Origin of the sequence: Arthrobacter alpinus (assembly GCF_001445575.1) — a bacterium.
In the GTDB taxonomy this organism is placed as follows: domain Bacteria; phylum Actinomycetota; class Actinomycetes; order Actinomycetales; family Micrococcaceae; genus Specibacter; species Specibacter alpinus_C.
This window is the reverse complement of the sequence record NZ_CP013200.1, coordinates 370,303-391,450: the sequence shown is the minus strand read 5'-3', so window position 1 is coordinate 391,450 and position 21,148 is coordinate 370,303. Positions and strand designations below refer to the sequence as shown.

General features: G+C 62.0%; 16 protein-coding genes. 4 read left to right on the top strand and 12 right to left on the bottom strand.

Annotated features, from left to right (window positions below; genetic code table 11):
* The first annotated feature begins 209 nt into the window (after positions 1-209).
* Positions 210-686, top strand: coding sequence for a heat shock protein transcriptional repressor HspR (locus AS189_RS01610; protein ID WP_062285854.1), 477 nt, complete (start codon positions 210-212; stop codon positions 684-686).
* A gap of 122 nt (positions 687-808) precedes the next feature.
* Here the strand turns inward: AS189_RS01610 and AS189_RS01605 are convergent, their stop codons facing one another.
* The 7 genes from AS189_RS01605 to trmB form a co-directional block, all read right to left on the bottom strand.
* Complete coding sequence (locus AS189_RS01605; RefSeq protein ID WP_062292730.1) at positions 809-4,216, bottom strand: DEAD/DEAH box helicase; 3,408 nt, start codon at positions 4,214-4,216, stop codon at positions 809-811.
* A 251-nt stretch (positions 4,217-4,467) separates the two neighbouring features.
* On the bottom strand, positions 4,468-5,703 hold the full coding sequence (locus AS189_RS01600) for an MFS transporter (protein WP_062285852.1): 1,236 nt from the start codon (positions 5,701-5,703) through the stop codon (positions 4,468-4,470).
* 72 nt (positions 5,704-5,775) lie between these two features.
* Complete coding sequence (gene narI, locus AS189_RS01595) at positions 5,776-6,522, bottom strand: respiratory nitrate reductase subunit gamma (protein WP_062292728.1); 747 nt, start codon at positions 6,520-6,522, stop codon at positions 5,776-5,778.
* A 3-nt stretch (positions 6,523-6,525) separates the two neighbouring features.
* Positions 6,526-7,170, bottom strand: coding sequence for a nitrate reductase molybdenum cofactor assembly chaperone (gene narJ / locus AS189_RS01590; RefSeq protein ID WP_062285850.1), 645 nt, complete (start codon positions 7,168-7,170; stop codon positions 6,526-6,528).
* The gene (narH, locus tag AS189_RS01585) at positions 7,167-8,885 is read right to left on the bottom strand and encodes a nitrate reductase subunit beta (RefSeq protein ID WP_062285848.1); all 1,719 of its coding nucleotides are present in this window, start codon (positions 8,883-8,885) and stop codon (positions 7,167-7,169) included. The genes narJ and narH overlap by 4 nt, the downstream gene beginning before the upstream one ends.
* Positions 8,885-12,598, bottom strand: coding sequence for a nitrate reductase subunit alpha (locus AS189_RS01580; protein ID WP_062285846.1), 3,714 nt, complete (start codon positions 12,596-12,598; stop codon positions 8,885-8,887). Before AS189_RS01580 ends, narH begins: the two co-directional genes overlap by 1 nt.
* A 327-nt stretch (positions 12,599-12,925) precedes the next feature.
* Positions 12,926-13,705: a tRNA (guanosine(46)-N7)-methyltransferase TrmB gene (gene trmB / locus AS189_RS01575; protein WP_424581513.1), complete on the bottom strand. Its 780-nt coding sequence runs from the start codon at positions 13,703-13,705 to the stop codon at positions 12,926-12,928.
* Between the two features lie 686 nt (positions 13,706-14,391).
* Between trmB and AS189_RS01570 the strand changes: the two genes are divergently transcribed.
* Positions 14,392-16,146 (top strand): DEAD/DEAH box helicase, encoded by a 1,755-nt coding sequence (locus tag AS189_RS01570; protein WP_062285844.1) that lies wholly within the window; start codon positions 14,392-14,394, stop codon positions 16,144-16,146.
* A 360-nt stretch (positions 16,147-16,506) separates the two neighbouring features.
* Here AS189_RS01570 and AS189_RS01565 read toward each other — a convergent pair whose 3' ends face one another.
* The 5 genes from AS189_RS01565 to AS189_RS01545 all read right to left on the bottom strand — a co-directional run bounded on the left by AS189_RS01565 (position 16,507) and on the right by AS189_RS01545 (position 19,864).
* Positions 16,507-17,637 carry a cation:proton antiporter gene (locus tag AS189_RS01565; RefSeq protein ID WP_062285843.1) on the bottom strand — a complete coding sequence of 377 codons (1,131 nt, stop codon included), beginning with the start codon at positions 17,635-17,637 and terminating at the stop codon, positions 16,507-16,509.
* Between the two features lie 92 nt (positions 17,638-17,729).
* Positions 17,730-18,566: a PhzF family phenazine biosynthesis protein gene (locus AS189_RS01560; RefSeq protein WP_062285842.1), complete on the bottom strand. Its 837-nt coding sequence runs from the start codon at positions 18,564-18,566 to the stop codon at positions 17,730-17,732.
* 5 nt (positions 18,567-18,571) lie between these two features.
* Positions 18,572-19,165, bottom strand: coding sequence for a HutD/Ves family protein (locus AS189_RS01555; RefSeq protein WP_062285841.1), 594 nt, complete (start codon positions 19,163-19,165; stop codon positions 18,572-18,574).
* Positions 19,165-19,398, bottom strand: a complete 234-nt coding sequence (locus AS189_RS01550; protein WP_062285840.1) for a hypothetical protein — start codon at positions 19,396-19,398, stop codon at positions 19,165-19,167. The genes AS189_RS01555 and AS189_RS01550 overlap by 1 nt, the downstream gene beginning before the upstream one ends.
* A 64-nt stretch (positions 19,399-19,462) precedes the next feature.
* A complete protein-coding gene (locus AS189_RS01545; protein ID WP_062285839.1) occupies positions 19,463-19,864 on the bottom strand; it encodes a YccF domain-containing protein in 402 nt (133 codons plus the stop codon).
* Between the two features lie 161 nt (positions 19,865-20,025).
* Between AS189_RS01545 and AS189_RS01540 the strand changes: the two genes are divergently transcribed.
* Complete coding sequence (locus AS189_RS01540) at positions 20,026-20,601, top strand: hypothetical protein (protein WP_062285838.1); 576 nt, start codon at positions 20,026-20,028, stop codon at positions 20,599-20,601.
* 9 nt (positions 20,602-20,610) lie between these two features.
* On the top strand, positions 20,611-21,111 hold the full coding sequence (locus tag AS189_RS01535; RefSeq protein WP_062285836.1) for a PspA/IM30 family protein: 501 nt from the start codon (positions 20,611-20,613) through the stop codon (positions 21,109-21,111).
* Positions 21,112-21,148 lie beyond the last annotated feature (37 nt).

The following is a 21,148-nucleotide window of genomic DNA, read 5'->3' as shown; positions in this document are numbered from 1 at the left end:
CGCAGCGGGGCCCTGCGGGCGGGGGCCCAGCCACCCGCGCCGGGGACTCGTACCGCCCCAAGCGCTCCCACTGCTCGTAAGTCCCCTGACGCTCGCAAGCTCGCACCGGGGCCCTCGGGTCAGTGGGCCCACGCAGCGGGCCCCTCGCACTTGTGGCCCCAGGCCGGGGTCGGAAACGCACCAGCCACTTCCATAGAAAGGGAATTGCAATGATTATTGACCCGTACTCCCCGATCTTTGTGATTTCCGTGGCGGCAGAATTAGCCGATATGCATCCGCAGACCCTGCGCCAGTACGACCGGTTGGGGATCGTCAAGCCCAACCGGGCACCTGGCCGGGCCCGCCGCTACTCCCAGCATGATGTCAGCATGCTCCGCGAGGTCCAGCGGCTTTCGCAGGAGGGCGTATCCCTTGAGGGTATTCGGCGCATCATGGAACTGCAGAACCAGGTTGATGCCCTGCGTTCAAAGGTGGTGGAACTGAGCGAAGCGCTCGAAGCCGTCACAGCTGAGATGGAATCGCGTCCGCCGCGTACCAACAGCAGGGTGTTTGCCGCAGGGTTGCTGGGTGGGGACATCGTGGCTCTTGCCCGTGGCCAGCGTCCACGCCCGCGCAGCAACCAATCCATGGTGGTGTGGAGTCCGCGGGCGCTTACTGCCAAGAAAAACGGCAACACCCCTCGCTAGCTGAGAGCTGTTGCCAGCTGCGCGTTCATCGACGGCGTACTAATGAGGCGTGGGCCCCGAAATATCGGGGCCCACGCCTCATTAGTGCAACGGGAGCGTATCTGCTGCCCCCGGCGCTCCCGCTAATCGCGGAACAAACCGGCCAGATCCGTGGCCGAAAGGGCCCCGCCGGAGAGTGAATCCCCGCTCATCACATCCGAGAACAGCTGGGATTTCTTGGCCTTGAGCGCCATAACCTTTTCCTCGATGGTGTCCTTGGCAACCAGCCGGTACACCATGACGTTCTTCTTCTGCCCAATGCGGTGCGTACGGTCCACTGCCTGTGCCTCGGACGCCGGGTTCCACCACGGATCCAAAATGAACACATAGTCCGCCTCGGTCAGGTTCAAACCGAAACCACCAGCCTTGAGGCTGATGAGGAACAAGGGGGCGTCGCCGTTCTTGAATTCATCCACGACGGCGGACCTGTTCCGGGTGCCTCCATCCAGGTACTGGAAAGCGATGCCCTCGGCAATCAACCGCTCACGGACCTTGCCAAGGAACCCGGTGAACTGGCTAAAGATCAGGGCTCGGTGGCCTTCCTTGACAACGTCCTCCAACTGCTCAAAGAGCACATCCAACTTGGAGGAACGCACACCTGCCTGGCCTTCATCCACCAGGGACACGTCCAGGCTGAGCTGACGCAGCAACGTCAGTGACTGGAAGATGGTGAAACGGTTCTTATTCACATCCTCCAGCAGGCCCAGAATCTTGGCCCGCTCACGCTGCAAATGCGTCTGGTAAATCTTCTGGTGCCGCGGATTGAGCTCCACTTCCAGAATTTGCTCCTGCTTGGGCGGCAAGTCTGCAATGACCTGTTCCTTGGTGCGGCGCAGCATGAGCGGCTTAACCCGGGAACGCAGCTTGGCTAGCAGCTCAGAATCAGCGTTCTTTTCAATGGGACGCTGGTAGAACTCCGCAAAACGCTTGGGGCTGGGGAACAAGCCCGGCGCCACGATGGACAGCAGAGCCCACAGCTCCATGAGGTTGTTTTCCATGGGCGTACCGGTGACGGCCAGCTTGAACGGAACCTTCAGCTTGCGCACACACTGGTACGCCTTGGACTGATGGTTCTTCACAAACTGAGCCTCATCCAGGATCAGACCCGCAAACGGCTGCTTGGCATACTCCGGGAAATCAATGCGGAACAAGGCATAAGAGGTGATGACAATGTCAGCCCCGGCAAAGAAGTCTGCCGATACGAACCCGCTCTTGGCGAACGTTTCTGACACCGTAACAACCTTCAGATCCGGTGCAAACTTCACACTTTCACTGGCCCAGTTACCCACTACGGAGGTAGGAGCCACCACCAGGAACGGTGATTTGAGCTCCGGGTCCTCGGCCTTAACCTGGCTGACCAAGGCCAGGGTCTGCACAGTCTTACCCAAACCCATATCATCGGCCAGCACGCCGCCCAGCCCGAAGCTGTACAGGAAGTGCAACCAGTTGAAGCCATCTAGCTGGTACGGGCGTAGGGTTGCGTGCAAACCTGCCGGCGAGGGCAGCGGCTTGGGCGGACCGCCGTCGAGCAAGCCGGAGATCGTCTTGCGCCAGGCCTGAGCCTGTTCATCCACAATGCCCAGTTGGGCCAGTTCATCCCACAAGCCGGCTTGGAAGCGGCTGATGCGCAGCTGCCCGTCCTTGCTGTCATTGAGGCTGCGGGCTTCATCGATCAAGGCGCGCAGTTGGTGCAATTCTGGGCGGTCCAAGGAGAAGTAGGCGCCACTGGGCAACAGCATGCGCGTGTTTCCTGCGGCGAGGGCGGAGAACACGGCTGCGAAGGAGACGTACTGGCCCTCCAGCGTGATCACAATGCCCAGATCAAACCAGTCACGCTCATCGGTAGCCTTGGTGGAAATGGTGACAATGGGAGCTTCAGTAACCTCGCGGTAGCTGGCAATGTCACCACTGGTCTCCACCTTAATGCCGGGCAGTTCCTGCAATCGAGGCAGTACTGTCTCGGTGAAGGTGAGTGTATCCAGACCGCTCAACGACGCCGAACCAGCCAGTAAAGGCTCGCCCCACGCGTGGTTGGCCGCCACACCCATGGCCGTGATGTCTTCCCACGGTGTGCCCACGAGCTCAATGATCCGAGCCTCGGCGCCGGTGTCCCGGACGGCGGTTTCGCCTAGTTCCGGCCACAGTGGCAGGGATGTCACCCGCGTACCTACGGGGTAGTGCCATTCCCAGTGCAGCCGCACGGTGTGATCGCTGCCGTAAGCCGCCAACAGCGACAAAGTGGGTTCCACATAGGCTGGCAGTTCCACCGAATTATCGGCCGAGACCACCGGTGCAGCCTGCTTGAGCTGCGGGTAAAACTGGGTCAGGAACTTGTCCCTGGCTTCCGCTGGAATATGGACAGTGTCTTTGTGAAGGGCAAATTCCAGCAACTGCGGGGAGGTCCCGGCAGGCAGCGGTGCCAGCGTGACGCCGCCGCGGACCACGGCGTTGCGGCCTTGGGAGCTGGAGGTAGCCAACGCCCCGGGATCCACCTGATCAGAAAAGAACAGGCCGTAGACAGGGGAACCGATCTGGCCCACCACCTCGGCGGTGACGGGAGCGCCGTCGAGCTCTATCAGCGGACCAACCTCCAAGGCGCCGGATTCACCCTGAGTGATATCAAGCTGGAGTGTGGCGTCCTGATTGCTGACATGAATGGGGTCCCCGGTGCCGGACTGGATCAGCGCAATGCCGCTCTTGTGCGCTGTTGCCAGGAGCTGCCACAGGTTCCGGCCGGCATAATCATTCAGCGACAGCCAGGCGCCAGCATTGCCGTGATTGAACTGGCGAGGGCTGTGCGAGGACAAGAACTCGGTGAGCCATTCGAGCTGGGTGCGATCGTGGGCGCCGCCGTAAGAAAGGTAGCCCAGGGTGGCCCAGCTGACGCCGGACTTCACCCATTTGCCGCGCGTTCCCATGACCACGGGGCGCACATTCAACACCGGCTGTGAGGGAACGGTGCTGCCCCTGCCCCGGTAGGAAAAGCGCGGCGGGGGCACATGAAGTTCAAATTGCAGAGCCAGTGCCGGGGTGTCCGGGCTGGGGGCGGAGGCGGCCGGCGGCAAGAGCGCCGACAGGGCAGCTTCCCACGAATCAACGGCAGGAGCATCGGGGCCCGGCGCTGGAGCGGGGGCGGCCTTGCTGTCCTTGGCCTTGGCCAACAGGGTTTCCAAGAAGGTGGGTTCCCGTGGCGCTTCCTCAGGGACAAAGAAGTCAGTGAAGGAGGGGTCGTTCTCGGCCGCGGCGATCAACGCCACCACATGCTTGCAGTTTTGCCGCACGGGACAGTTGCAGATGCCCACACGGCAGGCGATGACGCCGTCGTGCTCGCGGACTAACTTGGCCGTGGCCCGGTAGACCTCGGACCCTGTCACCTTGCCGGAGAGCAGACCGGTGGCCGGTTCCAGCATGATGTCGCTGACCCGGTCTTCATCGGCGTAGGCTCGGCCAGCGGCAATGGAATTCTCGGTGAACTCGGCGACCCGCGTCATCAAACGTGAGCCAGCGGAGGAGTGCGTCACTGAACTGTGCCACCTGTCGGTTGGGAGTGGCCCAAGGGGAGGAACCACATCTATCAATCCTACGCAGTATTGGCGGCAATTTTTACCCCGTTCGTCCCTGTGCCCAAAATGTGCTTCCCCAAGAAAATTCTTCCCAAGGGAAGTACGACGGCGGGGGCCGGGTCATTGCCCAGCCCCCTGCCGTGATGAGGTGCTTTATGCGCAGAGCTACGTGGAGAGGATTACTCCTTGGCTGGCGTCAGCTGTTTCTTCATGGGTGCTTTGACGAAGAGCAATGCAAACAAGAGCGCCACGATGGCTGTGATCACCAGCAGTGAGAGGCCAATGGCGTACTTGTAGTTCTCGGCGTCGGGGTTATAGGTCATCCCCATGATCAGTGGTGGGAAGTAACCGCCCAGACCGCCGGCAGCACTGACAATGCCGCTGATGGTGCCCACCTTGCCGTCCGGGGACAACGTCCCCACCCAGGCGAAGACGCCGCCGGTACCAAGCCCCAGAGAGGCGGCCAGGGCCAGGAATACCGGGCCAGCCTGAACATCGGCCGCTGGTTCAAGTGCCACGAGGAAACCCAGAATGGCAACGCCCGTGAAGGATGCGAGCACTACAGGCTTGGAACCAATCTTGTCCGCCAGCACACCGCCAATGGGCCGGGCCATCACGGCGGCTAAGGCGAATCCGGCTGTTCGGGCCCCTGCGGAGCTTGGATCAAACTCATAGACATCGCGCAGATAGGTGGGCAGGTAGGTGGCGAAGGAGACGAACCCGCCAAAGGCCACGGCGTACAGGAAACACATCTTCCACGTGACGGCCAGCTTGGCCGCGTCAATCAGCTTGGGCATCACGGGCGCCGTATTGGGTTCCCAGCCGGGGGCGTTCTTCATGAACACCCACACCACAACAGCCATGACGGCCAGAATGCCCGCGATCAGCAGGTGCGTGGGCACGTAGCCGATCGATTTCACTAGCCGCGGGTTCAAGAAGGCGGCCAGCGCTGTGCCGCCCATGCCTGCGCCGAACACGCCCGTGGCAAAACCGCGGCGGTGTGGCGGATACCAGGCGCTGACGAACGGGATGCCAACGGCAAACACCGTTCCGGCAACACCCAAAAGGAAGCCGGCCGCAAGCACTATGACAAATGAGTTCAGTGCCCCTCCCAACGCGACCAGCAAAACGGTGGGAATGGTGGCCACCAGGACAAAGGTGAACAAGGCGCGCCCACCAAATCTGTCCGTCATGGTGCCCACCACAATGCGGCCCAGCGATCCCACAAAGATGGGCATGGCGACCAAGATGCCCATGGTCCCTGCGGAGAGTTCCATGGAGTTGGCGTAGTGCGTGCTCAGAGTGGCGATGATGTTCCAGGCCCAGAAACCCACCACGGAGGCGGCGGTTGCCAACGTCAGGTTCAGTGCCTGGCCCGCAAGCGGAGGCGGGTGCGGGGCTGTTGTTGAGGCCATGATCTCTCCTGATGGTGGGTAGCACCTGTTGGTGGGGCGTGAGCGTCAGGGCCTGTTGGGGCCCAGCGGGGCCTAGCGCTTGGTGGTGTCGCGGTCGCGGGTGCCCACTTCGGACCAGCCGCTGCGGGGAGCCACGCTGGCGCCCCTGTCCCGTGAGCGGTACACAATGTAGGGCCGGAACAGGTAGTGCAGCGGCGCCGTGAAGGCGTGAACCAGCCGGGTGAAAGGCCACACCATGAACAGCACCATGCCCACCAGCGTGTGGATGTGGAACGAGGTCGGTGCCGCAGCCATGGCGGCAATATCCGGCTGGAAGATGAACAGGGAGCGGAACCACGGGGAGACCGTGTCGCGGTACGTTACGTCATGATCGGGCCAGAACACGCTGGCCAGAGTGGTCCACAAACCAAACACAATGGCCGCCACGAGCACCACATACATGAGTTTGTCGTTCTTGGTGGTCGCCATGAACACCGGTCCGGTTTTGCGGCGTCGGTAGATCAGCAGCGAGATTCCGGCGAGCGTGCCCACCCCGGCAATGGTGCCCACAAACAGGGCGTTGAAGTGGTAAATGTTCTCCGTCATGCCCACAGCTTCGGTCCACGACTGTGGAATGATCAGCCCAAAGACGTGCCCGGCAATCACGGCCAGCAGGCCAAAGTGGAACACCGGCGAACCAATGCGCAGCAACTTGGATTCGTAGAGCTGGGAGGAGCGTGTGGTCCAGCCGAACTGGTCAAACTTGTAGCGCCACACGGAGCCACCCACCAGGATGACCACCATGACGTAGGGCAACACACCCCAAAGGAAGATGTCCATCACTCATGCCCCTTTCATGGGCAGCAGCCGCGGATCGTACGGGTCCAGCCCCACGGATTCGGTGGGCGGGCCATAGCCTGCCATCCGCATGACAGCTTGTTCATCTGCCGGGGATGCGCCCGGCAGGGTGTTGCAGATGGCCTGCAGAATCTGAGAATGCGGCAGCTCATCACGCAGCAGCCCAAACTTGATCAGTTCCAGGCTCGGCCGGTACTGCGCCAGTAATTCCTTGCCGGCGGACATGTCCACAGTGGCCGCATATTCCAGCACCATGGGCAGAAAATCGGGCAGCTCACCCCACGTGTCCACCAGCGTGTCAGAGCCCCGGTACACCTTCTTAAACGCGCCCAGCACCTCCCCGCGCCGCCGGGTATCGCCGTCGGTCCAGTAGGAGAGGTGCAGCGCATGCCTCTTGCCGAGGTCAAACTCTTGAACGTATTGGCCTTGCAAAGCCATGAGCTCGGTGCTTTCTAGCCGCTCAAGAACGACGGCGAAGGGCTGGCCTGCGCCGGCAAACTCACCCAGGGCGGCACGCATCATGGGCACCCGGTCCACGAGTTGCTCATCCGGGTAGGACAAACACCACGACGCCGCTAAAAACGTGACCTGGTCCTTTTTGCTGGCTGCTTTGGAGGCTGGAGAGCTCATGAGCTGCCACCGCCTTCGAGGGCATCCTCACGTGCTGCTTCCGGAGGCTCGGTGGGATGCTTTTGCGGGAACATCCCGGCGGGTGCGCCGTTGCCATCCCAATTCAGCAGGTTCACGCGGCCGGCCAGCGTGTCCGCGCCGGCCACGGAGTCGGAGGTTTGCCGGTCCTTGAGCGCGTTGAACGTTTCCAACGCCACCGGTGTGGGCCGTCCGCTGGCCTCACCGAAGGGCGAGGAACCCATGGAAGCCATGCCGGGTCCGCCGTCGAAATCGAGGGAACAACCCATCTCTTCCAGATCATGAGCCTGCTCGGCATGCGCCTTGGGGATCACATAGCGTTCGTCGTACTTGGCAATGGCCATGAGCCGGTACATCTCATACATGGTGGCACCGTCCATGCCCACGGAGGCGGGGATGGACTCATCGGGATCATTGCCCAGCGAGATGCCGCGCATGTAGGCCCGCATGGCGGCCAGCTTTTGCAGGACGCCGGTGACCAGATCCGTGTCGCCTGCGGTGAATAGTTCGGCCAGGTACTCGACCGGGATGCGCAGGGCGTCAATGGCGCCGAACAACACGTCCTTGTCCTCGGCGTCGTGCCCCTGATCGCGCAGCAGATCAACCACGGGGGAGAGCGGCGGGATGTACCAGACCATGGGCATGGTGCGGTATTCCGGGTGTAGCGGCAGGGCCACCTTGTACACCTTGGTCAGTGCGTACACGGGTGACTTTTGGGCGGCCTCGATCCAGTCCTCCTGGATGCCCTGTTCGCGGGCCGCCTTGATGACTTCGGGATCATTGGGGTCCAGCAGCACATCCATCTGCGACTGGTACAAATCCTGGGGATCGGTCACCGAGGCAGCAGCGGTGACGGCATCGGCGTCGTACAGGAAAAGGCCCAGGTACCGCAGGCGGCCTACACAGGTTTCCGAGCACACGGTGGGCAGGCCCACCTCGATGCGGGGGTAGCAGAACGTACACTTCTCGGCCTTGCCAGTCTTGTGGTTGAAGTAAATCTTCTTGTAGGGGCAGCCGGTCATGCACTGGCGCCAGCCGCGGCACTGGTCTTGATCGACCAGCACGATGCCGTCTTCCACGCGCTTATAAATGGCGCCTGAGGGGCACGATGCCATGCAGGACGGGTTCAGGCAGTGCTCGCAAATGCGCGGCAGGTAGAACATGAACGTCTGCTCGAACTCGAATTTGATCTTGTCCTCAGACTCGCGGCGGACCTTCTCCACAATGGGGTCCAGATGACCCATCTCTGAGGTGCCGCCCAGATCGTCATCCCAGTTGGCACTCCAGGTGATCTTCGTGTCCTTGCCGGTGATCAGCGACTTGGGCCGTGCCACTGGGAAGTCGTCGCCCAGTGGTGCGTCTACGAGGGTCTTGTAATCGTAGGTCCAGGGCTCGTAGTAGTCCTTGAGTTCGGGTTGGATGGGGTTGGCGAAGAGGCCGAACAGTTTCTTTACACGCCCGCCGGCCTTGAGCTTGAGGCGGCCGCGCTTATTGAGCTCCCAGCCGCCCTTCCACTTTTCCTGGTCCTCGTAGCGGCGCGGATAGCCCTGTCCGGGGCGGGTTTCGACGTTGTTGAACCAGACGTATTCCACCCCTGCACGGTTGGTCCATGCCTGCTTGCACGTGACGGAGCACGTGTGGCAACCAATGCATTTGTCCAAGTTCATGACCATGCCCATTTGAGCCATAACACGCATTAGTACTGCACCTCCTGGGAACGGCGACGGATGGTGGAAACGTTGTCTCGCTGGTTTCCGGTGGGGCCAAGGTAGTTGAACGCGTAGGTCAGCTGCGCGTACCCGCCAATCAAGTGAGACGGTTTCACCAACAAACGGGTCACCGAGTTGTGGATGCCACCGCGACGGCCCGTGGCCTCCGACTTCGGCACGTCGATGGTGCGCTCCTGTGCGTGGTAGATGTACGCCACTCCCTCGGGCATGCGGTGGCTGACCACCGCCCTGCCCACGAATACGCCGTTGGCGTTGACACACTCAACCCATTCGTTGTCCTTGACAGAGATGGAACCGGCATCCTGCGGGCTCATCCATACGGTGGGACCGCCACGGGATAGCGAGAGCATCAGCAGGTTGTCCTGGTATTCGGAGTGAATGGACCACTTGGAGTGGGGTGTCAGGTACCGCACCACAATTTCCTTATCCCCGTTGGGGCCCAGCTTCGGTTCGCCAAAGAGCCGGTGCATATCAAGGGGTGGCCGGTAGATGGGCAGCGCCTCACCGATATCGATCATCCAGTCATGGTCAAGGAAGAAGTGCATGCGCCCGGTCAGCGTGTGGAAGGGCTTGAGCCGCTCAATGTTCTGTGTGAACGGTGCGTAGCGCCGCCCGCCCGTCTCCGACCCCGACCATTCAGGTGAGGTGATGACTGGCTGCGGCCCGGCCTGAGTCATGGCGAAGGAGATGTGTTTCTCTTCGCTGCCCTCGGCCAGATCCACGAGCTTCATGCCCGTTTTGCGTTCCATTTCCTTGAAGCCGGCCACGGCGAGTTGGCCGTTGGTGGTGCCGGAGAACGTCAGGATCGCCTCGGCCATTTTCGCGTCGGTATCGATGGCTGGGCGCCCGTGCGCGGCACCGCCCATCATGACGCCGTTTGCCTTGGCCAGGTGGTCCAGGGCCTTATCCAGTTTGTAGGTGATGTCCTTGACGGTGAAGCCCAGCTTGTCTGCCAGAGGTCCGACGGCGGTGAGCTTGTTCGCGATGGCCGTATAGTCTCGCTCCACCACCATGAAGTTGGGCATGTTTTGGCCGGGGACGCCGTCGATTCCCTCTTTGCGCCAGTCGCGGACCACGCCGCCGGGTTGGGCAATCTGGCCCACGGTGTCATGGATGAGCGGGACACTGACAAGGTCCTTGCGCGTGCCCAGATGCTTCACAGCTTGGCGTGAGAGTTCCTCGGCCAGTAAGTTGAACAGCTCAAAGTCCGTCTTGGTCTCCCAGGGCGGGTCGATGGCCGGGGTGAAGGCGTGCACAAAGGGGTGCATGTCGGTGGAGGAGAGATCGTGCTTCTCATACCAAGTAGCTGCCGGGAAGACCACGTCGGAGAGTAGGGTGGTACTGGTCATGCGGAAGTCCGCGGACATTAGGAAGTCCAGCTTTCCTTCCGGCCCTTCCTCGTGCCATTTCACGTCCTGCGGTTTCAGTGATTCGTGGCTGTCCTGACCCATGACGTTGTTGTGGGTACCCAGTAGGTTGCGCAGGAAATACTCGTTGCCCTTGGCCGAGGAACCGAACAAGTTGGAGCGCCAAAGCACTAGGGTGCGCGGCCAGTTTTCCGGAGCGTCAATGTCCTCAATGGCCGGGTTCACTGTCCGGTTCATGAGGGACTGGGCCACCCATGTCTTCTCATCCGGAGCCTCGCCTGCGGCGACTGCCGCGATGGCTTTGTCGGCCAGGTCCAGGGGGTTGGAGTCGAACTGTGGGTAGAACGGCATCCAGCCCAGGCGTACGGACTGTGCCAGGGCGTCGGCCGTGTGCATGCCGTCTAGGTTGCCTGTGGACAGCGGTGATTTCAGGGCGTCGGCTGAATAACCATCTTGTCGCCACTGATCGGTGTGCATGTACCAGTAGCCGGTGCCAATCATGGTGCGCGGCGGGCGCGACCAGTCCAGACCGTTGGCCAAGGACACCCAGCCGGTGATGGGGCGGCACTTTTCCTGCCCCACGTAGTGTGCCCAGCCGCCGCCGTTGCGGCCCATGCAGCCCGTCAACATGACCAAGGCCAGAATGGCCCGGTAGGTGGTGTCGCCGTGGAACCACTGGCAGATGCCGGCGCCCATGATGATCATGGAACGGCCCTTTGACTGCTCGGCGTTGCGGGCAAATTCGCGGGCCACCCGAATGCAGGCCTGTGCCGGGACGGAGGTGATCTCCTCCTGCCAGGCCGGGGTGTAGGGGACGGAAACGTCGTTGTAGTCCTTGGCCCAGACGCCGGGCAAGCCGTCACGGCCCACTCCGTATTGGGCCAGCATGAGGTCGTAGACGGTGGTGACCAGGTGGCCGCCCACCACGGCGACGGGAACACCGCGGTGCATGATGGAGCCGGCACCCTCGGGATCCTCAAAACAGGGGAGCAGGATCTCAACGGATTCCGAGGAGACCTCAGCCATGCTCAGTGCCGGTTCTATCCCCGTTAGGTCAAGGTTCCACTTGCCCTCACCGGTCTTGGAATACCTGTGTCCCAAGGTTCCATTGGGCACCAGCCCAGAGCTGGTGACCTTGTCAAAAAGCAGCGTCTTGAACGCCGCGTCCTCCACAAATTCGCAGCCGGGGACGAACGCAGCGGTGAGGAATTTCCCGGGAACGTACGTCCCGTCGTCGTGCTTCTCCAGACGGATGAGGAAGGGGAGGTCGGTGAATTGGCGGACGTAGCTCTGGAAGAACGGGACCTGGCGGTCAACGAAGAATTCCTTGAGCGTCACGTGGCCCATGCCCATGGCGAGGGCGGCGTCGGTGCCGGCCGCCGCGGGGAGCCATTCGTCGGCGAACTTGGTGTTATCGGCGTAGTCGGGGCTGATGGCGATGACCTTGGTGCCACGGTAACGGACCTCGGCCATCCAGTGCGCGTCCGGGGTGCGGGTGACGGGGACGTTGGAGCCCCACATCATCAGGTAGGTAGCGTCCCACCAGTCGCCGGATTCCGGGACGTCGGTCTGATCGCCGAACACTTGCGGGCTGGCTACGGGAAGGTCCGCATACCAGTCGTAGAAGGACGTCATAACCCCGCCGATGAGCTGCACAAAGCGAGTGCCAATGGCGTGACTGACCATGGACATGGCCGGAATGGGGGAGAAGCCGGAGACACGGTCGGGGCCGTACGTCTTGATGGTGTTCACGTGCGCGGCGGCGGCAATTTCCAGCGCCTCGGCCCATGAGGTGCGGACCAATCCGCCCTTGCCGCGGGCGTTCTGGTACCTGCGGCGCTTTTCCGGGTCACCGGCAACTTCGGCGAACGCCAAGACGGGGTCCTTCAGGCGGGCTTTCGCTTCGCGGTACATTTCCACGAGCACGCCGCGGGCATAAGGGAAGCGGACGCGGGTTGGGGAGTAGGTGTACCAAGAAAAAGCGGCGCCTCGAGGGCAGCCGCGCGGTTCATATTCTGGACTGTCCGGGCCAACGCTTGGGTAATCGGTCTGCTGGGATTCCCAGGTGATGATGCCGTCTTTGACGTACACCTTCCATGAGCAGGAGCCGGTGCAGTTCACGCCATGGGTGGATCTGACAACCTTGTCGTGACTCCATCTGTCGCGGTAGAAGATGTCACCGGCACGCCCGCCTTCGCGGAACACGGCCCGGCCATCGTCCGTCTCATCCCACTTGGTGAAGAAACGCCCCAATTTCAACATTGCGTCCGATGCCGGACCATCGACGCCGGCGACAAAAGTTTCAGCAGTCATGGGCCCACCATAGGGGCTGCTCGCGGGGATCTCTATGGTCTGTCAAATAGTCAAGATCGGGGTGTCCTAATTAGCTGCTAAAAGTTGCATAGTTTGTACGACTTTTAACTTTCAGGGGCTCAGGGGACGTCAAGAGCCGAATGCATTATTAAGTTCATCCGGCCGATTATTACGTTCGGGTTTGCCCGCCGTGATTATCCACTCGCGAGCCGGTGCGGCGGTTCGGCGGCGGTTCCATGCTGAGGATCGCGGCCGCTGCGCATGTCCCCGCTTTCTGCCCATGTGGGGACATGCGTAGAAAGCGGGGACGTACGCCGCTGCGGGCGCTTAGTTCTTGCGGAAGGCGAGATCGAAGATGACGCGCCCAGCCTTGTGAGCCTTGTTCTCAAAGCTGGTCAGGATGCGCCCGTCAAAACGCGGAGCCCAACCGCCAATCTCATCCGGTTCATCACTTTGCTCGCAGTCAACTCCGCTGAGCCGCGCCTCGGTCAGCGGACTTTCGGAACCGGTGCGCTCGCCGTCGTGCAGGTTAGTGAAGTCTTCAGAAGCGATGCCCACGTAGAGCATCTGTTCGGCGTAAGTGGACCAGTCGGTGGCCAGACGCCAGGTGCCGCCGGGGGAGAGGACGCGAGCCACGAGCGGGGCAAAGGTGTCCTTCACCATGCGGCGCTTATTGTGCTTGCTCTTGTGCCACGGGTCGGGGAAGAAGACCCAGACTTCGCTCACGGAGCCGGCCGGGAGCATGGTGCTCAGGACCTCGGGCGCGTTCGCCTGGACGACGCGGACATTCTCGAGCTCGTGGGCGACAATCTTTTGGATGGTCTGAGCGAGTCCGGGGGTGTAAACCTCGACGGCGAGGAAGTCCTTGTCCGGGTTTTCCTTGGCGGCGTGAATGACGGCATCGCCCAGGCCCGAACCGATTTCCACTACCAGCGGGGCTGTGCGGCCAAACTCTGCTGCGGCGTCGAAGACGTAATCGGGGTGCACTGAGGTGTCCGCAATGTGGCGCGGAACGTCCACGGCCAGGGTGTCAGAGTGGTCATCCCACGCCTGCTGGCGGCGACCCTGCAAGCGGGTTCCGCGGCGCACAAACGAGACCGGCTGCATGCGGTAAGTGCCCTCGGCGGCCTGACTGCCCGGTGTGATGGGGCGTGCGGAGCCGTCCTCGGTGCGAGGTGCGCGCTGCTGTGAGGGCTCTGCATCCTGCGGGGAGGTGTGCGCCGGTGCGGCGGAGTCGTTGGCGGGGGCGTCGGTAGCTGGGGTTTCACTCATCACTGTTAAGGGTACCGGTGATTTGCCGGCCGGTCTGGTTGGGAAATTTTGGCTCACCCTGGCCGGGAATCTCTCTTCCAGGTTCAATCTGAACGCCATCGATCCGGGAGAAAAGGTTGCTTTCAGCTCCCAAAACCGCCATTTCTCACGGATCGATGGCGTGAGGAGCCTTGGCCGGGGCGGACAGTGGCTCGTGGCGGCGCCAGTGTCCAGATAACGTCGTTTAGAGCCGCTATAGAGGGATCAAAGCGGCGTTATCTGGACACTCGCCGTGGTGTTGGAGGTGAGATGGGGCACTAAGGAGGTGCCCGGCGTCGTGCCGCTGGTAGACTGACACTACTTAATGTGCGTTTCGCGCATTCTGCGTCGATGAACGCATGCAACTTGTCCCGCAAAGATTTTGCCCAGTGAATTTGCACTGTGCAGACCGCGGTTGACACGCTCTGGCATTGAATCGGCGAACCCGCGGTCAAAACTGCCCGTGGGACGTTGAACCGCCTTACGAAAGATTCTCTCTTTACATGACAACTTTTGCTGCCCTTGGTGCGCCCAAGGAAATCGTTGCTTCTCTCGCCGCTCAGGGCATTGAAGAAGCATTCCCCATTCAGGTCAAGACTCTGCCGGACACTTTGGCAGGGCGCGACGTGTTGGGTCGCGGCCGCACCGGCTCCGGCAAGACCATTGCCTTCGCTATCCCGCTCGTGGCCCGTCTGGCCGAGCGCGAAGCCCCTTACTTCCGCAAGCCCGGCCGCCCCATGGGCCTGGTATTGGCACCGACCCGCGAGCTGGCAACCCAGCTGAACAACACCATCGAGCCCCTCGCCAAGGCCATGGGCCTGAACACCACGGTCATCTATGGTGGCGTCTCACAGGCCCGCCAGGAAAAGGCCCTGCGCGCCGGCGTTGACATTGTCATCGCTTGCCCGGGTCGCCTCGAAGACCTCATGAAGCAGCGCATCGTGTCGCTGGAAAGCGTTGAGATCACGGTTCTGGATGAGGCCGACCACATGGCTGACCTCGGCTTCTTGCCCGTGGTCAAGCGCCTGCTGGACACCACTCCCACACAGGGTCAGCGCATGCTGTTCTCCGCAACACTGGATAACGGCGTTGACAAGATTGTTCAGCGTTACCTCTCCAACCAGCTCACCCACTCAGTGGACGAGCCCAAGGCTGCTGTTTCCACCATGGAGCACCACGTTCTGGTCGTCAATGACCAGACTGTGAAGAAGCAGGTCATCGTTGAGCTGGCGTCCGGCGCCGGCCGCCGCATCCTGTTCATGCGCACCAAGCACCATGCTCGCAAGCTGGCCAAGACTCTGACCGACGCCGGTATCCCCGCCGTGGACCTTCATGGAAACCTGTCACAGAATGCACGTGATAGGAACCTGGCCGAGTTCTCCACCGGCGACGTTCGCGTCCTGGTTGCCACCGACGTTGCCGCCCGCGGCGTGCACGTTGACGACATTGAACTGGTCATCCACGTTGACCCGCCCACAGAGCACAAGGCGTACCTGCACCGTTCCGGCCGTACGGCTCGCGCCGGGTCCGACGGCGTTGTTGTCACCTTGACGCTCCCCGAGCAGCAGGGCGACGTCAAGAAGCTCATGCGCGCAGCAGGCGTTGACGTGAACTTTGAGCGCGTCACCACCAGCTCACCGCTGATCGCCACCTTGGTGGGCGATGTTGCTGACAAGATTGACCCCCGCACCCGCGCAGCCTTGCTCGCATCCAAGCAGCCTGCACAGGGCGGTGGCACCTCTAACGGTGCGAACGCTCAGCGCAAGCGTTCTGTCCGCTCCGGTGCAGCCCCCACAGCCGGTGGCCGTGGCGGTCGCGGAGGACGCGGCCGCGTTGCCTCCGATTCCAATGAGCGTCCCGCTGCCGCAGGTAACCGTGGCGAGCGTCGTGAAGGCGCTGCGCAGGGTGCCCGCTTCGGCGGCGGCGAAAACCGTCGCCCGGCACGTGCCGCCGGCGAAGGCCGCCCGGTACGCTCCGGCGAGGGCCGTCCGGTACGCTCCGGCGAGGGCCGTCCGGCTCGCGATGGCGACGTTGCCCGCGGAAACCGCGCAGGTCAGGGTTCGGCTCCGCGCAGCTCTTCACACACCAACGATGCCCCGCGCAGCAACTCCCGCGGTGGCAGCCAGGGCGGTGCCGTGTGGTCCTCCAACACCGGTGGTAACTCCGGTGGAAGCTTCAACTCCAACGGTGGCGGTGCACGCTCCGGCGGACCCCGCCGCGCAACGGCTCCTGCCTCGAACCAGCGCCGCGGCCGCTAGTCCCCACTCGCTGGCCGGATAAATCGCTGACGCGATTTCCCCGGAACCTGGCGAGCGTGGGCCCACCCACGCCCTCCCTGAGCTCGTGCCTCGCTCTGGGGCCCTCGGGCGCGTGGGCCCAAGGCTAGGGACTGGATAAATCGCTGACGCGATTTCCCCGGAACCTGGCGAGCGTGGGCCCACCTGTTGCAAAACGTACGACGCCGGCACCCAACTTGGGTGCCGGCGTCGTACGTTAAGCCCCGATTCAGACGCCAGTCCCGCCGAGTCCGACGGAGGCCCGTCGAGTCAGACGCTGCGCAGCGTCTGACTCGACGGGCCTCCGTCTGACTCGAGGAACGGGGCGTGTGGGCTCGCGCATTAGAGGCTTTTCCGTGCAGTGAGGCGTGTGCTCGCCAGCGTGGCTGCCGCCATGGTGACCAGCGCTCCTAGAACCAGTGCCGCGGGTTCGCCAGGTGCCAGCAGGTTTTGTTGAATGCCGATGGTGGCCGCGGCGATCGGCACGCCAAGTTGTGATGCCGAAAGGACTCCGAGGGGGAGCGGGAGGCCCAGCAAGCGCGTGAGTGAATGAATGCCGATGGCACCAATCCCCAGGGTCAAGCCGAGTGCAATCATGGACGGGGCCGCGGCAAGTTCGCGCAGATCAAGCGAGGCGCCCAGCCAGAGGAAAAACAGTGGGCCCAGAAAACCTTCCGTCAGGGCAAACAACTGGTGGGCCAGTCGCCGTGGCTCACCCACGGCTGACACGGCCAGCCCAAAGGCGAAACCGGCGAGCATGATGGATACGTGGCTCCACACGGCTAGCCCGGCTAGCGCAAAGAGGACCACCAGCTGAAACCTGAGCTCTAGGGCAAATTTCCGCTTCTCAGAAACTTTGTGCAGACGCTTCCGTAACCCCTTTCGATTGGCCGTACGCAGGATCAGAAAGAGTACGGTGGCGCTGGTCAAGACCGCCAGGGAACCCAGCGCCGCGGGTCCGGCCGTGGACGGGTTGAGCACCAGGGGGAGAGCCACGATGGCTAGGGTATCGGCGATCGCCACCTGCGCTGTCATGGCCAGAACTTGGGGTCCGCGGAGCTGGATTGAGCCGATGATTGGCAGCACCAGCGCGGCGGAAGATGACGCCAACAGGACCACGTAGAGCGATGCATGCCCGGTACCAAAAAATCCTGCCACCGCAATACCAACTGCGGCGGCAGCCACGGCCACCACTGCCAAGCGAGCCATGCCGCTACCCAACGCGGAATGGATTCGTTGGTCCCGGACGGGTACGTGGGAGCCGGCCACGAACATAACCAGAGCAAAGCCCAGATCAGCAAGGAAGGTAAATGTCGGTTCCGCAGGATCGAGCAGATTCAAACCGCTGCGGCCAATAAGAATTCCTGCCGCCAGTTCACCGATAACCACCGGAATGTGCCACCGTCGCGGTAAGGCCAAGAGGGGACCCAACAGTGCTGCGAAGCAAATCAGGGCAAGAACGTGAAATGTCATGGCATGGACCGCCGGGGCTTGACCAAAAGACTCTGCTTCATGTGCTCATTGTGCACGGTTGACCGTGTTAGTTACAGGGTGGGCTTGCGCGCTTAGAGCCGGACACTTCCCTCGATGCACGCGGTGACGTGCCCGCCCACCCAGATGGCTTCACCTTCAACGTTGATGTGGACCCGGCCCTCGCGGCCAAGAACGGTTCCTTGGGCGGCTATATAGTTCGACGGCGCTACACCGGTATCGCTCATCCACCGGGCCAGTCCGGCATTGAGGCTGCCGGTGACGGGGTCCTCCCAAACGGCGTCGCCGCCGAAGAATGCGCGGACCTCAAACTGAGTCGCAGAGCTAGGAGGGTATGGGCCCACCACGCCAATTTCAAGATCGTCCAAGCGGTTGGGGTCGGGGCGAAGTGCCAGCACTTGTTGCGCAGAAGCTAACCGGATGCCCATCCAACGAGGTCCGTTGACAAGCCAGGAGGAAGCGATGATGTCATCAGGGGCAATGCCGAGGACGCCGGCCACACGCTGCAAACGTGCTTCCTCGATGGGCTCATAACGGATTAATGGCGGGGCCTGGAACGCGAACCGATCCCCTGCAACACGGATCGGGATGAGGCCGGCTGCGCATTCCTGCACAATCACGCCGTCTGAACCGAGGTCTCCGCCGGCTGCCAACCATGCTTTCGCCGATCCCAGTGTGGGGTGTCCGGCAAAGGGCAGCTCCTCGCTAGCCGTGAAAATCCTGACCCGATAGTGCGCCTGCGGAGCTGTCGGAGCCAACAAAAACGTGGTCTCGGCGAGGTTGGTCCAGTTGGCGAACTGTTGCATCTCCGCCGTGCTCAAACCTTCAGCATCGTGGACCACCGCCAGCGCATTCCCGCGATAGGCCGTCTGTGAAAAGACATCAACTTCGCTATACCGGCGCGGCTTCATGGTGTCTAGAGCACCGGATCGATGCTCAGCAGGGCCAGGAATCCACGCCCGGAAATCTCCGGAGCGTCATCGGAGCCCACCACGGTGTCAAACTTACCCAGCGCCTCGGGTGCGGGCGCAGGGGAGGAGGGTTCGGCGTCGTCCGTTGCAGCGGCAGAAACCGTGGCCGAGCCCTGCAGCAGCACGGCGAACTGATCCGCGAAAACAGGGTGAGGGCGCTTCTTGGAGAGTTCAATGATGGCGGCGTAGCCCTTGAAGGCGCCGCGGCGGGTCATGAGGTTCAGGTCTTTGAGTGTGCCGGTGGGCAGGCTGGCGGAGGTGTCCGAGTCGCCGGAAAATCGGAACGGTCGGTACTTTTCAAGGGCCTGCTCGGTGCCGTCCACGCTCAAGGCAATGAGATCGCCCTCAATGACGGTGATGATCCTATCGATGCCGGGCATGGGCGAAAATGGGCCGGCCTTGGCTAGTTCGGCGATGCTGATGCGCCAGTCCCAGCCTGTGCCGGTGGCGCCGCTGGGGCCCGCCGCGATCTGGCGGGTGATGCCGCCGCCGTTGGCCCACGGGGCAGCTTTGAGCGGGGCGTATCGAATGATCTGCATTATTGGTCTTCCGCGTTCTTCTCGCTGTACACGTGCAGGCGTTTGAGGTCTGATGGTCGACGGCGGAGCTTGCGTTTGTAGTACGACCAGCCGCCCGTGATGGCAAGGGAAACGGCGAAGGCCAGCACGATCTTCAACGGCAAGTTCACACGGGCGAAGGTGAGCACCAGAATCATGGCCGCGAAACTGGCGAAGTTGACAATGATGTCTAGCCAATCGGTCTTATTGCGCATAACTCAAGCTTACGCGGCTGCGCGTCGAAGGGTTCACAGAGGCCACAGTTCACTCTGCTTATGGCTACCGGTAGTTGCTGGCGAAGGGGCGGTTGGTGGGCACAATCTCCTTACCCAACGGCATGAGCGATACCGGGATCATCTTCAAGTTGGCGATGGCCAGAGGGATGCCAATGATGGTCACCGCCATGGCGACTGCCGTGGTGACGTGGCCGATGACAATCCAGATCCCGGCAACCAGAATCCAAATGACATTTCCCAAAGTACTGGCCACGCCTGTTCCGCCCGGCTTATCAACTACCATCCGGCCAAAGGGCCACAGTGCGTACCCGGCAATGCGGAACGATGCAATGCCCCACGGGATAGTGATGACCAGGATGCAGCACAGGATGCCGGCGAGGAAATAGCTCATCGCTAGCCAGAAACCGCCAAATACCAGCCAGATGAGATTCAAGATTGTCTTCATCCCCCCATTGTGCCTGCTGGCCCCGACAAACGCATCAGGGTGGACCCTGTACTACCCCTGATTTCACATGAACAGCCCAGTGTCCGCATAGTCTGCGGTGCTACGCTGATCAGCAACGGCACCTCCCCACAACGGCAACTGCTAAGGAATATCTCAGTTCTATGGACTTCGGCACAGTTTTATTGATCCTCATGCTGGTGATCATTGCCATCGTGCTGGGTGTGGGCATCACCTTGGCGGTCCTGATTTCCCGTGGCGTGGTGGGGCTGGTCAAGATCGGCAAGCCCAAGTATGAGTCTGCCAAACGCAGTGCTCTGAAGGTCCGGGCCGAATCCAGTACCGGTCCCGTCGCCGAGATCCTCAAGCAACGGGTGGCCTTGGCCGAAGCGTTGGAAGCAACCGGCCGATCCCTTGCCGTGGCTCAGGGCGCCGGCCAGTACACGGGCAATCTGGAGCCCATTTTCACTTCATTGCAGCAGGCCGGAAAAGTCACCGAACACCATCTTTTGGTGGCCCAGCAGGAGCCCGATGCCGCCGTTCAAGCCCTCTACGTCAAGACGTTGGGCACGCAGGTTGAGCAGATCACCAAGACCGCCACGGGTGTGCGCCAAGCCCTCGCCGGCACCGCCGCGCCCGCCGGCGATGTGGATCTGACAGACCTCACCCGGACCCTGGAAATTGAGGCCACCATGCTGAAAAAGTGGGCCCAGACGTACACTGAACTCGGTAACGATTAGCTCGCGTCCATGAGCATTTTTACCAGGGTCGCAGCGTTTTTCCGTCCCAAAGATCCCCGCAGGAAGCACGACGGCGGCACCTCCTCCGGCGGGCAACTCACCTTGTCCGATGCCCGGGGTAAGCAGCAAGCCGCTGTGCAAAAGATGCGCAGGGGCGTCGCTGACGTTTCGGTGAGCCGGCAGCGGCTGGATCTGCAAGCAGAAGACCTGCAAAAGGCGATGGACAAGCTCGCCGGACAGGCCCAAAAGTCCCGCAGCGAAGGCGATGAAACATCCGCCCAATCGGCCATGAACCGGCACCTGATTATGGGCGGACAACTGGCCGATCTCGTCTCTCAGCGGGACGCTCTCGCTGAGCAGGAAACCATGCTGATTTCCGCGCTGACCCAGTTGCAGGCGCGGGTCTCAGGATTTAACGTGAGCGTAGAAACGCTGACGGCAACACAAAAGGCAGCCGCAGCTAACCAGGCCATCGCCCAGGCGCTGCATGACTTTGACGCGGACCACTAGAACCCCATTGTGCTCATCGATCCGTGAGATATGGCTG